This is a genomic window from Achromobacter sp. HZ34 (genome assembly GCF_002209485.1).
GTDB lineage: Bacteria > Pseudomonadota > Gammaproteobacteria > Burkholderiales > Burkholderiaceae_B > Bordetella_C.
Genome location: NZ_NJIX01000002.1, coordinates 1095076 through 1108741, shown reverse-complemented (window position 1 = coordinate 1108741; position 13666 = coordinate 1095076). Strand labels below are relative to the sequence as shown.

Annotated in this window: 14 protein-coding genes; 5 read left to right on the top strand and 9 right to left on the bottom strand. The window is 62.9% G+C overall.

The window, feature by feature from the left end:
* Positions 1-33: 33 nt before the first annotated feature.
* Together CEY05_RS11625 and hydA are read right to left on the bottom strand one after the other, a co-directional pair.
* Positions 34-876, bottom strand: coding sequence for a transporter substrate-binding domain-containing protein (locus CEY05_RS11625; RefSeq protein ID WP_369825933.1), 843 nt, complete (start codon positions 874-876; stop codon positions 34-36).
* 59 nt (positions 877-935) lie between these two features.
* Positions 936-2435, bottom strand: a complete 1500-nt coding sequence (hydA, locus tag CEY05_RS11620; protein WP_088601054.1) for a dihydropyrimidinase — start codon at positions 2433-2435, stop codon at positions 936-938.
* Positions 2436-2684: 249 nt separating this feature from the next.
* Here hydA and CEY05_RS11615 point away from each other — a divergent pair, with 249 nt between their 5' ends.
* Positions 2685-3602: a LysR family transcriptional regulator gene (locus CEY05_RS11615; RefSeq protein WP_088601055.1), complete on the top strand. Its 918-nt coding sequence runs from the start codon at positions 2685-2687 to the stop codon at positions 3600-3602.
* 33 nt (positions 3603-3635) lie between these two features.
* On the opposite strand, the gene CEY05_RS11610 is transcribed toward CEY05_RS11615, so the two are convergent.
* The 5 genes from CEY05_RS11610 to CEY05_RS11590 form a co-directional block, all read right to left on the bottom strand.
* Positions 3636-4613 (bottom strand): sterol desaturase family protein, encoded by a 978-nt coding sequence (locus CEY05_RS11610; RefSeq protein ID WP_088601056.1) that lies wholly within the window; start codon positions 4611-4613, stop codon positions 3636-3638.
* Positions 4614-4622: 9 nt separating this feature from the next.
* Positions 4623-5642 (bottom strand): YncE family protein, encoded by a 1020-nt coding sequence (locus tag CEY05_RS11605; RefSeq protein ID WP_088601057.1) that lies wholly within the window; start codon positions 5640-5642, stop codon positions 4623-4625.
* A gap of 235 nt (positions 5643-5877) precedes the next feature.
* Positions 5878-6198, bottom strand: coding sequence for a hypothetical protein (locus tag CEY05_RS11600; protein WP_143220389.1), 321 nt, complete (start codon positions 6196-6198; stop codon positions 5878-5880).
* Positions 6199-6317: 119 nt separating this feature from the next.
* Positions 6318-7133: an IclR family transcriptional regulator gene (locus CEY05_RS11595; RefSeq protein WP_088601059.1), complete on the bottom strand. Its 816-nt coding sequence runs from the start codon at positions 7131-7133 to the stop codon at positions 6318-6320.
* Positions 7134-7139: 6 nt separating this feature from the next.
* Entirely contained in the window at positions 7140-8141 is a 1002-nt protein-coding gene (locus tag CEY05_RS11590; protein ID WP_088601060.1) for a dipeptidase, read from the bottom strand.
* Between the two features lie 142 nt (positions 8142-8283).
* Between CEY05_RS11590 and CEY05_RS11585 the strand changes: the two genes are divergently transcribed.
* From CEY05_RS11585 to CEY05_RS11575, 3 genes are all read left to right on the top strand, one after another.
* Positions 8284-9258, top strand: a complete 975-nt coding sequence (locus CEY05_RS11585) for a tripartite tricarboxylate transporter substrate binding protein (RefSeq protein ID WP_158219325.1) — start codon at positions 8284-8286, stop codon at positions 9256-9258.
* A 4-nt stretch (positions 9259-9262) separates the two neighbouring features.
* Positions 9263-10534 (top strand): FAD-binding oxidoreductase, encoded by a 1272-nt coding sequence (locus CEY05_RS11580; RefSeq protein ID WP_088601061.1) that lies wholly within the window; start codon positions 9263-9265, stop codon positions 10532-10534.
* A 103-nt stretch (positions 10535-10637) separates the two neighbouring features.
* Entirely contained in the window at positions 10638-10838 is a 201-nt protein-coding gene (locus CEY05_RS11575) for a 2-hydroxymuconate tautomerase (protein ID WP_088601062.1), read from the top strand.
* A 45-nt stretch (positions 10839-10883) separates the two neighbouring features.
* On the opposite strand, the gene CEY05_RS11570 is transcribed toward CEY05_RS11575, so the two are convergent.
* On the bottom strand, positions 10884-11582 hold the full coding sequence (locus CEY05_RS11570; protein ID WP_088601063.1) for an SOS response-associated peptidase: 699 nt from the start codon (positions 11580-11582) through the stop codon (positions 10884-10886).
* Between the two features lie 194 nt (positions 11583-11776).
* Here CEY05_RS11570 and CEY05_RS11565 point away from each other — a divergent pair, with 194 nt between their 5' ends.
* The gene (locus CEY05_RS11565) at positions 11777-12259 is read left to right on the top strand and encodes a LysR substrate-binding domain-containing protein (RefSeq protein WP_255407758.1); all 483 of its coding nucleotides are present in this window, start codon (positions 11777-11779) and stop codon (positions 12257-12259) included.
* A gap of 55 nt (positions 12260-12314) precedes the next feature.
* Here CEY05_RS11565 and CEY05_RS11560 read toward each other — a convergent pair whose 3' ends face one another.
* The gene (locus CEY05_RS11560) at positions 12315-13523 is read right to left on the bottom strand and encodes a diguanylate phosphodiesterase (RefSeq protein WP_088601065.1); all 1209 of its coding nucleotides are present in this window, start codon (positions 13521-13523) and stop codon (positions 12315-12317) included.
* Positions 13524-13666 lie beyond the last annotated feature (143 nt).

Here is a 13666-nt window from a genome sequence, read left to right as displayed (position 1 = left end):
CCTCCAGGTCGTCGGGTTTCAGCTCGTCGGTATTCAGCCGCACTTCGGTGTCACGAGCGTGGCGTCATAGCCATCCATATCCGGCACACCGGTTCCCGGCGCGATACGGACCGCCCAGTCATCGGGCTTGGGTGCAAAGCCAAACCACTTTTTAGCCAGCGCGGATACCGTGCCGTCCTGCTTCATGCATTTCAAGACGTTGGACACCTGCTGCCGTCCTTCCCTGTCGTCCTTGCGAAAAGCCAGCGCCCACACCAGGCCCGTCTTGATGGTGTAGCTGGTGGCCAGGCGCGGATTCTGCTTCGCCGCCCACGCCACTACCGTGGTTCCCGCCAGGTTGTAGTCCGCCCGCCCTGCCAGCACGGCCTGCACGGCATCGGCGTTGCCACCGTACACGTCATAGCGAAAGCCGTACTTTTCGGCGTTGTCCTTGGCCCAGGATTCATAGTTCGATCCTTTGTTGACCGCAATCACCTTTCCCTTCAACTGCTCCAGGTTCTGCAGGGCCGGAGCATCCTTCTTTTCCAGGAAGGTGTAGTCGGTATCCAGATAGCCCTCGGTAAACAGCAGCGTTTTCGCGCGCTCCGGCGTTACCGTCACAGGCGCGATCAGGAAGTCATAGCGTCGGCTGTTGAGGCCTGGAACCAATCCGGAGAACTCCGCGGGTTCGATCTTTATTTCCCGGCCCAGCCGCTTGGCGATCTCCTGGCCCAGGTCAACGTTGAAACCCTGCACCCCGCCATCCAGCTTGGCCATGGCGTGCGGCGCAAAGGTGGAATCGACGGCGGTGCGCAACGGGGCGCTTTCTGCGTGAGCCTGTCCAAGGCACCCGGCCAGCACCGCGCCGGAAACGACGCAACGACGAAAAAACGGCATCAGTACTTTCATGAACTTCCCCTTGCTTTGCAGGTGGACGCCGGCTTGGGCGTCGCTGGTTATTTGCTGAGTGCTGCCGACTTCAAACCGATGAAATTGCCGAACGTTTTGCGCTGCGCGGTCGGATCGGGACGTTTCACGACGGGGTCTGGCCGCGAACGCGCGATGAACTGGCCGCTGCCTTTTTCTACTTGCAGCGCGCCGTCCTTGACCACACAGCGGCCACGGCTGTACACCTGGACGGGCCAGCCCTGAATCTCGCGGCCTTCGTACGGGGTGTAGCCCACCGCGTCATGCAGGATCCCTGCGGACACCACCGTCTTGCGTTCGATGTCCCAAATGACGATATCGGCGTCGGCCTCCACCTGAATGGCACCTTTGCGCGGTGCCAGGCCGTACATCCGGGCATGATTCGTTGCCGTGAGGGCAACGAACTCCTCGACGCTGATGCGGCCCTTCATCACCCCTTCGGAGAACAGGAGCGGCAGCCGCAGCTCGATTCCCGGAACGCCATTCGCCATCTCCTTGAAGGTGGTGGCATCGCCTTTTGGCAGCTTGCCCGATTCATCGAAGCGATAAGGCGCATGGTCGGAGGAATAGACCCCCAGGGTGCCGTCCTTGAATCCGGCCCAGACCGCTTCCTGCGATGCCTTGTCGCCAGGCGGGGGGCTGCAGCAGAACTTTGCACCTTCCAGTCCGGGTTGGTCGGAATCCTTGGCTTCCAGGAATAGATACTGCGGGCAACTTTCCGCATACACCTGTGCGCCGAGGTGCCGGGCTTTCCGGATGATGTCCACCGTTTCCGTGCCCGCGACGTGCACGATGAGCACCGGGACGTCGATCAGGCGCGATAGCGCAATCGCCCGATGGGTCGCTTCGGATTCGACGAGCGGATCATGCGAAACGGCGTGGAACTTCGGCGCCGTGTGGCCACGCTCCAGGAGCCGCCGCGCAACCCACCGGATCATGTCGTGGTTCTCGGCATGCAACATCACCATCGCGCCATGCTCGCCTGCGACGGCGAGCACGTCCAGCAACTGGTAGTCGTCCAGCTTGAGCTGGTCGTAGGTCATGTAGACCTTGAGCGACGTAATGCCGCTTTCGATCACCGCCGGCAGATCGTGCTTGAGGGCCTGCTCGTCGGGATTCGCCAGGATCAGGTGGAATCCGTAGTCGATCACCGCCTTCTCGCGCGCTCGGCGGGAGTAGTCGGCGATGACGTCTGGAATGCGGTCCTTTCGGTGCTGGGCTGCGAAGGAAATGATCGTGGTGGTGCCGCCGAAGGCGGCCGACACCGTGCCCGAGTAGAAGTCATCCGCGCACATCACGCCCATGCCCGAAAGCTGCTCGATGTGGGTATGGCTGTCGATGCCGCCAGGCAGCACCCACTTGCCTGCGGCGTCTACGTCTTCCCTGCCCGGGGGCAGGTTCTGGGCAATCTCCACGATCACTCCCCCGCGCACGCCGATGTCCGCGACGAAGGTGCCATCGGCATTGGAAATACGGCCATTTCTGATGGTGAGGTCGAAAGAAGCAGTCGTGCCTGGATCTTGTTGCATCGCGCGAGGCCCTCAAGTCGAAGTGGGAAAATTATTGATCCGCCACTGCGCCATGCCTATTGCTTCTTTAATGGCCGTCCTTAACTTTGTGTTAAGAATTCCTATGCCAATGACGCCTGATAAGTGCTTACAACGAGGGTTTTTCCTAGCAAAATAGGGGTTCACCAATCCCCCTATGCCGGGAAGGTCGGCATAAGTGTTAACCCTAGTTGGCTATCAGCCGGGCAAGATCGCACCAGGAAATCAGAGATGAAGCTGAACTTTCGCCAGATTGAAGTTTTCCGCGCGGTGATGATTACCGGCACGATCCGTGGTGCCTCCGAGCTCCTTTTCGTATCTCAGCCTGCTGTGAGCCGGCTGCTGTCGCATACGGAGGAACGCATCGGCTTTCCGCTATTCCAGCGCGTGCGAGGCCGCCTGCACGCGACTCCCGAAGCCAGGAAGCTGCTGCACGAAGTAGAGGCAGTCTATGAAAGCGTGCAGCGCGTCAATGACATGGCGCGTGAGCTCTTCGAGCATCAGGAAGGCATACTCAACATCGTCGCCAGCCCCAGCCTGGGCCAGATGCTGATTCCGACGGCCATCGCCAGCTACAGGCATACCCATCCCAACGTGAAGCTGACGTTTCACTACCTCACGCACATCCCGCTGACGGACCGGCTTCTCAAGAGGCAGGCCGACCTGGCGCTGACGATCCTGCCCATCGCGCATCCCAATCTTGAGCAGGAAGAACTGGCGACGGCCAGCCTGGTGTGTATCTGTCCCTACAACCATCCGCTATCTCGCAGGGCGTCGCTGCAGATTAAGGACTTGGTGGCCTATCCGTTCATTGCCTATGAAAAAGGCTCGCCATTCGGACAGATGGTCCACTCGATGTTCGAGGCAAGCGGCCAGACGCTGCGTCCCGTGGTCGAGGTCGGATCGCCGCAGAACGCCTGCGCCCTGGTCCAGGCCGGTGCTGGCATCGCGCTGGTCGACCAATTCTCCGCGCGCAGCTGGTCGGCGAGCCGCTTCGTCACGCGGCCTGTCGAAAGCAGCCCCTTGTTGAAGGCATACCTTATCCGGCTGCGCGATGAACCGATGTCGCAGATCTCCCAATCGTTCATGGAGACACTCAAGGAAGTGATCCACAAGGAAGGCCAGACGGGTGTCGAGGTGCCCCAATAGCTTTCCTTGCGATACAGCCGCGCAAAGCCGCGTTCAATCGGAAAGCGATGGGTTCGATCGCCGCTTGGCCCGCCCCGCGCGCAGTTCGTCACGGAAGAAACGCAAGCCGCTGACCTGCTGCGCGACGTAGCCACCCGTCGCCATGGCTTCGGGTGCGCGTTTGTCCCCCGTGGCCGGATACTCGTCGGAGAAGTCCGCCGTCCCGAACAGCATGTCCCAGAACGGAAAGACCGCGCCGTAGTTGCAGGAGCGGCGCCCTGCCGCGCGCAGGCCGTGGTGCAGGCGGTGAAAGCGCGGCGACACCAGCAAGCGGTCGCCCAGCCACCCGAACGACAGCTTGATGTTCGCGTGGCTCAAGCTTTCGATGAAGCGCATGAACAGGAAAAGCAGCGGGAACTGCAGGGGCGGGATGCCGATCGCCAAACCGACGATGCCGAACCATACGCCGGCCACCAGGTCGTCGAGCAGGTGGTTGCGGTCATCCGACCAGAAACTCATCTGCCGCTGGGCATGATGCAGCGCGTGCAACGCATACCAGCCACGGAAAGTGTGCGACAAGCGATGCCGCCAGTAATCCGCACAGTCCAGGATCAGCGCATAAGCCAGGAACGTGACGACAGGATGGCCGATCAGCCACGGCACCATGCTTTCCAGCGTGGGCGGGATATAACCCATATCGACGATATAGCCATTGACCCACACCTGGACTTCATAGAACAGCAGGAAGCTGACGATGGGCAGCACGCCCACGCGATTCAGGACGGTATAGATGGCGTCGGTGAATACCGCCTTGCGATCCTCCCATTTCTCGATGGGAAACAGCGCTTCCAGCGGCCAGCAGATGGCATAGGTGGCGATGACGGCGAAGAAGCCATAGACACACACCAGCGCCCAGTCGAAGGACAATTCCTCCCACTGCATCCAGCCGAATTTATAAAGCAGCGGCAGGACCAGGTATTGGTCGATATTCCCGGCCAGGATGTTGAAAAAACGGTCAATGAACGTCAGCATCTCGTGTCCTCAAAGCACCTCGGCGGTGACGGGACCCGTGTGGGCCAGCTGCGTGGACAGGAAAATGCCATGGGGCGAGCGGCCGACGTCGATGGTCTCGTACTTGCCGCTTTCAGGATCCAGCACCGCGACCTGCTCATGGAAGCGCAGGGCGATCCAGATCTTGCCGTCGGGCGCAATGGCGATATCGTCCGGCCCCGCCGCATGGAACGGGTAGGTGCGCCGAAGCTCGAAGGTATCGGCGTCCAAGGCCACCAGGGAGCCACCAATACGGTTGCTGACATACAGTGTCTTCTTGTCCGGTGCCAGGAAGATATTGTGGGGACCGACGCCCGTCTTGATCTTGCGCAGCACCTTGCCGTTGACGGGATCGACCTCGGCAACGTGGTCGGCACCCATGACGCAGACCAGCACCTTGCCCTTGTGCCAGAGCACACCGGCCGGCGTCTTGCCGACCTCGGTGGTCCAGCGCACGGTCATATTGGTGAGATCCAGGGCCACCAGTGAATTGGACTCCTGCATGGAGTTGAAGCTGGTGCGCGCATCCGGCGCGAAATCCAGGTGGCTGGGCATCTTGCCCACGGCGAAACGCTTGACCAGCGACAGGTCGTCGGCACGGTAGACGTCGACGTGATTCAAGCGCAGTGCGTTGACGACGAGATAGCGGTTATCGGGACTGAATCCCAGCTGATAAGGGTCCGCGATGGTCTTGTGCCCGATCGCGGTGGCCTGGCGCGGATCGACGACGAACAACGCGTTGCCGCTGGCGTCGGCGATATACATCTGCTTGCGGTCCGGCGTCAGGGCCCAATGACTGGGCTCACGCAGCGTGGGCAAGGTGCGCAGCACCTTGCGGGTGGCCATGTCGATGACCGAGACGCTGGCCTCGCCGGAGTTCATGACGATGGCGTAGGCGGGCGCCGCGGCCGCGACGGCAAGCCCCGTGCGCAGGGACAGGACGGGGGCCAGGGCCAGGCCGCACGTGGCGGCCAGGTTGTTGCGTAACCAGGTACGGCGGGAAGACTTCATGTGGTGGCCAGTAGATCGAGGATGGGCCCGGACAAGCAGGGCGCTGGACATTGCCATGTTTGGCAGGCTGACAGTTTGCTGACGCGAACGACGTTCGCGGTTCAACGTATTCGAGGATGCCAGCGAATGGACATCCCCGCGTCAGCTTGGTTCCGTCGATATTAGCCAACCATGCCCAGGCTTGTATTCACGGCGCGGCCTTCAAGGGCCCAAGGCCGCTCCGCGCCTGCCACGCTCAGCCTATCATCGCCTCGATCAGGAACGCTCCGGGCCTGGCATAGGACGCCTCCTGCGCGGCCGTCAACGCCTCTGCCGTGTCAACGCGCCTGGCCTCGACACCATGCTCTGCTTGCGGCCTGTCGTCACGGCCTCGTCCACCATGATGGCATGCTCCGGCAGGCTGGACGCAACCGCAGCCCTCGTCCACCAGCATGCTGGGCTTGTCGGGATAGGCGAAGAAGGCAACCGGCGTTGGCGCGCCCAGCTTGCAACCCGCCTTGGCGGCAATGCCCGCGGCCCGCCGGATGCCGCTGTGCCGGTCCAATGCCGCCACCATATGCATTTCGAATGTGCCGGGATTGGCGAAACAGGTGTCGATACCGCCCGCGATCAGCGTGCGCCCAGGCTACTGCACCAGTCATGGAATTCCGTTGCGAACTTTTTGAATGAGCGCCTTCAGGTCTTGCCTGAAAGGTCGCCGGTGATTCGCCGTGCGCATTGCAGCAGCAAAGGCACAAGTTCCTTTTTCACCTTCGCGATGCTCCAGCGTGGCGAGGGCACGGCGATATTGATGGCGGCGGCAACCTCGCCGTCGCGGTCGAAGACCGGCGCGGCCAGCGAAATATCGCCGATGAAAGCCTCCTGGTTGTTGATGACATAGCCGTCGCGCTTGACCTGCGCCAGGATGCCGCGCAATGCGTCGAGGTCGGTGACGGTGTGCTCGGTCATGGGCTTGCGCGGTCCCGCCAGCAAGCGTTCGGCCTCCGCCATCGGCAGCCATGGCAGGATGGCGCGTCCCGCCGCCGAGCAGAAGACGGGCAGCCGCGAGCCGACGTGCAGGTCCACACTGACCGGGTGGGTACTGGGAAAGCGCAGCACATACACGATCTCGTCGCCTTCGAGTTCCATCAGGTTGACGGTCTCCTTGCACGCCTCGCTCAGCGCGCGCAGGTGCGATTCCGCCGCCTCGCGCACCAGGTCGGTCGCCAACACGCTGTGGCTGAATTCCAGCAGGCGCGACGACAGCACATAGGCCCGGGTACGCGGATGCTGGCGCAGATAGCCGAGCACGCACAAGGTGTGCGTGAGCCGCTGCGCCGCGCTTTTTTCCAGGCCGGACAATGCAGTCAGCTCCTTGAGACTGAGCGGACGTTGCGCCTCGTTGAACGTTTCGAGCACGCGGAAGCACTTGGCCACCGAGTTGACGAACAGACGATCCACCGCTGCGTCATCCGCATCCGCCGGGACGGCCTTGCCAGTGCTGCGCGCCATTCTGCTTTACCCCCACACCTGCTCGAATGCGCGCAGGAAGTTGCCGCCCGCGATGCCGTCTACCTGCGCCGCCGTCAGGCCGCCACGCTCCAGCGCCTCGATGATGTGCGGGAATTCGCGCGGGGAGGGCGTCTGCGGGGGATAGCGGTCGACCAGGCGGTTGCCGAAGGCGTTGATGAACACGCCGGCGGGACCGGGGTAGTTCTTGCTCAGTTCAAGGATGCGGTCCACTTCGGCCGTGTCCTGCAGGCAGGCGAAGTCGGTGCCGATGCCGACATGTTCGAAGCCGACCATATTGCCCAGGTACTTGACGTGCTTGACGAAGTTTTCCAGGGTGGGCGGCTGCTTGGGATCGCCGCTCCAATTCAGGAAGCCATGGATGCTGGCGCCGATGACGCCACCCGTCTTGGCGACGGCACGGATCGCGTCATCGGTCTTGTTGCGCACGCGCGCATCGACCGCCTTGGCGTTGGCGTGCGTAAGGAAAACCGGCTGGCTCGTCATCGCGGCGGTTTCCTGCACCGTCTGCTCGGAGCAATGGCTCAGGTCGATGGCGATGCCCAGCCGGTTCAACTCGGCCACGACCTTGCGGCCAAAGTCGGTGAGGCCGCCGCCTCGCGTTTCGCCGCAGCCGTCGCCCACGAAGTTGGCTTCGTTGTACGTCAGTTGCGCGACGCGCAGGCCCAGCGCATGAAAGCCGGCGATGCGGTCGAGATTCGCATCGAGCGGCCAGGTGTTCTGCCAGCCCATGATCAGGCCCGCCTTGCCTTCCTGCTTGGCCGCCCGTATGTCCTGCGCTTTGAGGACCAGCTTCCACTTGCTGTCCGGCAGCGTGGCAAGGCGGCGCCAGCGGCTCATATTGTCGAAGGCCGATTGCATACCTTCCAGATAGGGCGCCACGGTGATGTTGGCGGCGGTCACGCCGCCCGTCAACAGCGGTTCGGGATTGCCGTCGCCATGGAAAACGAGTCCATCGATGACGATGCGGGAAGCAGGCGTGGATGACATGCGGTGTTTCTCCTTGGGGGCTGAGGATCAGCAATATTGGAATGCAATATCGAGTATTGCGTTTCAATATTCTATCGAGATAATCTTTCCTCAGGCAAGGTCGAGAACCCTGCCATATCAAAAGTTCACAAGGGGAATGTCGATGTACAAGGTTCTATTCAAGCTGATGGTCATGGCGGGCTGCGCCGCCGCAACAACCGTGGCCACTGCCGCGGAAACGTACCCGGCGCGCCCGGTACGCATGGTGGTGGCGTATCCCGCCGGAGGCAGCACGGATATCGCGGCGCGCGTGCTCGCCAAGTCCTTGACCGAGCGCATGAAGGGCAGCTTCGTGGTGGAAAACCGCGGTGGGGGCGGGGGCGTGATCGGAGCGGGCCTGGTGGCCAACTCGACGCCCGACGGCTACACCTTGCTGTTCGCCGCTTCGCCCGAGCTGTCGATCGCGAAGTGGACCAAGAAGGATGTGGCCTACGATGCGGAAAAGGATTTCGCGCCGGTTGCCATGATCGGACAGGTGCCTTTCGTGCTGGTCGCCAACAAGGAATTTCCGCCCAACAACGTGCAGGAGCTGATCGCGTACGCCAAGGCTCATCCGGGCGCGGTCAATTTCTCGTCCTTCGGTAGCGGCACCTCCAATCATCTTGCCGGCGAATTGATGAACCTGCAGGCTGGCATCAAGATGACGCATGTCCCGTATCGTGGCAGTTCGCCGTCCCTGACCGACTTGATGGGTGGCCAGATCCAGATCACCTTCGACACCATCACCGCGGTGCTGCCCCTGATACAGGCCGGCAAGATCAAGGCGCTGGCAATGGCGACGCCGCAACGTTCGGCCTTGTTGCCTGATCTTCCTACCGTCGCGGAAAGCGGCTTGCCGGGCTTTTCCGGCGGCACCTGGTTTGGACTGGTGGCGCCGAAGGGCACACCGGCCGCGGTGGTGCAGGCGTTGTCGCAGTCGACTATTGCGTCTCTCAACGATGCCGCGGTGAAGAAAGACCTGGAAAATCGCGGTATCGTCCCGGACCCGCAGGGGCCCGCCTATCTTGCCAAGTATCTTGCCGACGAGTCCGCCAAATGGTCGAAGGTGACCAAGCAGATCGGACTGCAACCTCAATAACTCTATGTCTAGTGAAACTCGTACGGCCCTCGTCATCGGTGCCGGCATCGTCGGCTTGTGCACGGCGTACGTCCTGCAGCGTAGCGGGGTGTCCGTCACGGTGATGGATCCCAACGCGCCCGGCTCGCAGTGCTCGTCGGGCAATGCGGGCGCCTTGTCATCCGGCTCGGTCGTGCCCTTGGCCATGCCGGGCCTGCTCAAGGACACGGCATCGATGCTGCTGGATCCCGCCGGGCCGCTGCACATCCCGGCCCGGTACTGGTTGCGCGGCGCGCCCTGGCTGGCTCGGTTTGCGCATTCGGCGCGGCGTGGCACCGTGGAACGTATCGCCGACGCGTTGAAGCCTTTGCTGAAAGGGGCCGTCGGGCGCCATGCCCGGCTCGCCGATGAAATCGGCCGGCCGGATCTGGTGCGCCGGGATGGGCAGCTGCATGTCTACCCGGATGTCGCGGCCATGGGCAAGGACGCGACAGGCTGGGCTATGAAGGCGGCGCGCGGCCTGCGTGTCGAGCGTGTGGACGCGGCCGCCATCCGTGAACTCGAACCGGCCGTTGCGCCGGGTTATACCGCGGGCGTTTTCCTGCCGGATGAAGGCCGGGTGACGGACCCGCAGGCTTATTGCGAGGCCATCGCGGCGGCAGCGCGGCAGGCCGGCACGCGCTTCGTGCAGGGCCGTGTGACGTCCCTCCTGCGCACGCGCACGGGGTGGCGCGCGACCGACGGTGCAAATGATTTGGAGGCGGACCACGCTGTCATCAGTGCGGGCGCCTGGTCAGCGCGTGTGCTTGCCGGCCTGGGCTTGCGCGTACCGTTGCAGACCCAGCGTGGCTATCACCTGCAGCTGGGGGGTGCCCAGGATGCCTTATCGCGCATTGTCGTGCTGGCCGATCGCAAGGTCTTCCTGAATCCCATGGCGCGGGGCCTGCGCATCGCCGGCACCGTGGAGATCGATGCGCTGGACCGACCGGCGAACACGCGCCGCGCGATGCTGCTTCAGCAGCATGCCGGCGCGGGCCTGCGCGGTATCGCGCTGGAGGGTGGCGCGGTGTGGATGGGGCATCGGCCCTGCCTGCCGGATTCGATGCCCGTACTGGGTAGCGTGCCGGATGCTCCCGGCTTGTGGTGTGCTTTCGGCCACGGGCATCTGGGTGTGACGGAGTCCATCAACACCGCGGATTGGCTGGCGGACGAGATCAACGGCCGTGGCGATGCAGTGGCGCGGCAGGCACATCTGAAGGCGTTCTCGATAACGCGTTTTCGGGGCTGGCGGGTCTGATCTGCCTCGCTGGACGGTCTTGGTCTCGCCGCAACGTGATAGACAAATCCCCGGACAAGGCGTGATGCCGGGTCCGGATTTTCAAAGACATAGGAAAAATTAGATGCCCTACGTTCGTATCGAAATGCTCGAAGGCCGCACGACGGAACAGAAAGCTGCCATTGCCAAGGTGGTCACACAAGCGATGCAGGACCATGCCGGCGCCACGCCGCAGAGTGTCTTCGTGGTGTTCGAGGATGTGCCGCGGGATAACTGGGCGATCGCCGGGACCTTGATTTCGCAGCGCGACGCGGCGAAGTCCTGACGGCGCCGGCCTGGATCGCCGCGATGCCGCCGCGATCCTCTCCCTTCAAATTGCGATGGGTTCGATGGCGTTGGGCAACTCATAGCGAGAATTGCCCACCTCGGGCCGTACTAGATGCCATTTGAAGCAGGTCTCTGGCAATCCTGCCTGAAGAATCTGTGCCGCGCGCTCCTGCGTCGTGCCAGGAGCTATCCATTCCCGCGCCAGCTCGGCGGGCAGGGCCACCGGACGACGGTCGTGGACGTCTACCATGCCGCCCTGGGCGTCGTTGGTGACGATGGCCATGCCATGTTGCTTGCCGTGTTCCTGGCCCGGGCGCCAATTGCATACGGCGGCGAAAAATAGCGGTTCGTGGTCGGCAGGGTAGATGTAGTACGGCTGCTTCGGCCCCTTCGGGTCGTCGGTCAGGCGCTTCCATTCGTACCATCCATCGGCGGGCACGATGACGCGGCCGTTTTCCCGCATGAGCCATTGCCATGGCCACTTCGCCGCGGCGATCGTCTCCAGCCGCGCGTTGCTGATCGGCTGGCGCTTCCATCCGGACGGCGTGTAGCCCCAGAAGATACGTTCGAATTGCGGAGCGTCCTTGCCGAAGCCGTGGATCACCAGTGGCCGCGTTCCAGGCGGGATGTTATAGCGCGGCCCCACGAGGTCCACCCCGAAGATCTCACCGGGGGTCGGCGCGCGAATGATCTTTTCGAGATAGTCATTGATGTTGCGCCTCTGTACGATACGTCCGCACATTACCAGTCCCCCGTCCCGATGTTCGAATGGCCGCTGGCAGATCCACTGCCAACGGCCAGTCTACTGCACCAGGCATCGAGACCACGCCCAAGCTGGCTGGGGCGCGGTGCCGGATCAGTCGACCTTGATGCCGGCCCGGCGCACGATGTCGCCGTTGTCCTTCACTTCAGACACCAGCAGCGCCTTGCCTGGCCGTGGCCCAAGGGCGGGCGGATATTGGCGTGGTGGCCGTCGACGCCGATCATCCCGATCTGGAGTACCTGCCTTATCGCGAGGATCGCTTCGTCGTGGTGGTGCCGCCGGGCAGCCGCCTGAGCCAGCATGGCGCCTTGCGTTTTTCCGAGTGTTTTGGCGAGCCCTGGATCTGTCAGCAAAACGGCTCGGCGCTGCATACCTACCTGATGAACCAGGCTGCCGCGCTGGGCAGCCGCCTGGACGTGCGAGTGCAGGTCGCCAACTTCGACGCGATCGTGCGCCTGGTGGCGTCAGGCGCCGGCATCAGCATCGTTCCCGAGTCGGTCCTGGGCCGGCGCGACCCCGAACGCGTTGCCATCGTGCCACTGACCGAACCCTGGGCGGCGCGTCATCACCGGGTCTGCGTGCGCACGGGCGCCCTGGCAGGGAACCGGCATCTCGGGAATCTGGTGGAAGTCCTTTGCGCCACGCGTGGCCATTAGCGTTCAGGCTGCGAAGGCAACGCCAAACAGGACGCCCAACGCTGCTCCTGGCCGCTCAGCCTGCGGGCTCGGGCCACCTGACCTGGGGAACGCTGTTCAAGGCAGGCCTGGCAAAAAGATAGCCCTGAAACCGTTCGACCCCGGCTGCCTGCAGCCAGCACCATTCCTCCACGGTCTCCACCCCTTCAGCGACCGGCGTTATCCCCATCGCGGCGCACGCTTGCAGCATGGAGCGAACGATGGCCTGGCGCGCGCCATCGGTATGGATGGCGTTGATGATCGTCCTGTCTATCTTCAGCTTGTCAGGCTGGAACTCGGCCAGCAGCGCCAGGCCCGCGAACCCGGCGCCGAAGTCGTCGATGGCCACGCCTATGCCGGCGCGGCGCAACTCCGCGATCGCCGAAGCAAATGTCTTCAGGCTGGAGATGGCTTCCTGTTCGGTGACCTCCACGATGACTTGCTGTGGCACCAACGTCGCGTCCGCGATCTGCCGCAGGAGGATATCCACGGCATTGGGAATCTCCACCAATGACGAGGGAAAAAGATTGATGGACAGTTTGCAATCACGGATGCCGAGCTCGTTGACCAGTTCGAACGCGTGTACTTTCGAGCGCAGGTCGGCTTCGTACAAGTCCTCTTTGGGAAGCGCGGAAAAATACGCATCCGGAGGACCGCCCGAAGCGCTGCGCAGCAACGCTTCATAAGAACTGATGGTCCGGCTCAAGGGATCGACGATGGGCTGGAGGGCGAATTGGCAGGGTTGGCCGCTGCGTAAGCGCCGCGCGGGCGCGGCAGGCGCGGCATCGATCTGCGGGAAGACCCACTGCGCGGCGTCGGCGCCTTCGACGAAATGGTCTTTCCATCCGCCTTCGGCGTAGGGCCGCAGTATCTTCAGCACGCGGTCCTCGTAGGCCTGGCTGCCCGTCACCTTGGCAAGCAGGGCGTCAAGGCCGCCACCCGCGGGATAGAGCCTGAGATCCAGTAATTCCATTCCCGTGCTGGCGAACCGGCGTGACGGCGCATGGTCGCGCAAAAGCCTGACGACGTGGCAGTGGCGCCGGTCCTGGGAAATAGACTCGAAAAGTTCATCCACCGCCGCATCGGGACCTTCGAGCACCTGGATAAAATGCAATCCGTCGAACAACAGGATGCCCGTGATGCCCAGCGCATCGTTACGAGCGCGGGCAGCAGCGGTAAGCCGTTCGATCTCTTGCGCCGTCATTCCGTCTTGCATGCGGCTACGGTAGATTAGTGTGGATAGCATCGCATTCCCGGTTCCCGTGACAGCATTCGCCAGGGATTAGCAGGAAGCATAGCAGCAGTCGCAAGGTCTGAGCCCGGCCGCGGCATCGCCGAGGCCGTAGTCTGCGGCGTCAATGTCCGCCTATTGCTATAAAATAAGCCCTG

Excerpts from the sequence above, each read along its gene's own strand:
- CEY05_RS11625 (WP_369825933.1), bottom strand. The coding sequence starts at position 876 with ATGCCGTTTTTTCGTCGTTGCGTCGTTTCCGGCGCGGTGCTGGCCGGG.
- hydA (WP_088601054.1), bottom strand. The coding sequence starts at position 2,435 with ATGCAACAAGATCCAGGCACGACTGCTTCTTTCGACCTCACCATCAGA.
- CEY05_RS11615 (WP_088601055.1), top strand. The coding sequence starts at position 2,685 with ATGAAGCTGAACTTTCGCCAGATTGAAGTTTTCCGCGCGGTGATGATT.
- CEY05_RS11610 (WP_088601056.1), bottom strand. The coding sequence starts at position 4,613 with ATGCTGACGTTCATTGACCGTTTTTTCAACATCCTGGCCGGGAATATC.
- CEY05_RS11605 (WP_088601057.1), bottom strand. The coding sequence starts at position 5,642 with ATGAAGTCTTCCCGCCGTACCTGGTTACGCAACAACCTGGCCGCCACG.
- CEY05_RS11600 (WP_143220389.1), bottom strand. The coding sequence starts at position 6,198 with ATGGTGGCGGCATTGGACCGGCACAGCGGCATCCGGCGGGCCGCGGGC.
- CEY05_RS11595 (WP_088601059.1), bottom strand. The coding sequence starts at position 7,133 with ATGGCGCGCAGCACTGGCAAGGCCGTCCCGGCGGATGCGGATGACGCA.
- CEY05_RS11590 (WP_088601060.1), bottom strand. The coding sequence starts at position 8,141 with ATGTCATCCACGCCTGCTTCCCGCATCGTCATCGATGGACTCGTTTTC.
- CEY05_RS11585 (WP_158219325.1), top strand. The coding sequence starts at position 8,284 with ATGTACAAGGTTCTATTCAAGCTGATGGTCATGGCGGGCTGCGCCGCC.
- CEY05_RS11580 (WP_088601061.1), top strand. The coding sequence starts at position 9,263 with ATGTCTAGTGAAACTCGTACGGCCCTCGTCATCGGTGCCGGCATCGTC.
- CEY05_RS11575 (WP_088601062.1), top strand. The coding sequence starts at position 10,638 with ATGCCCTACGTTCGTATCGAAATGCTCGAAGGCCGCACGACGGAACAG.
- CEY05_RS11570 (WP_088601063.1), bottom strand. The coding sequence starts at position 11,582 with ATGTGCGGACGTATCGTACAGAGGCGCAACATCAATGACTATCTCGAA.
- CEY05_RS11560 (WP_088601065.1), bottom strand. The coding sequence starts at position 13,523 with ATGCTATCCACACTAATCTACCGTAGCCGCATGCAAGACGGAATGACG.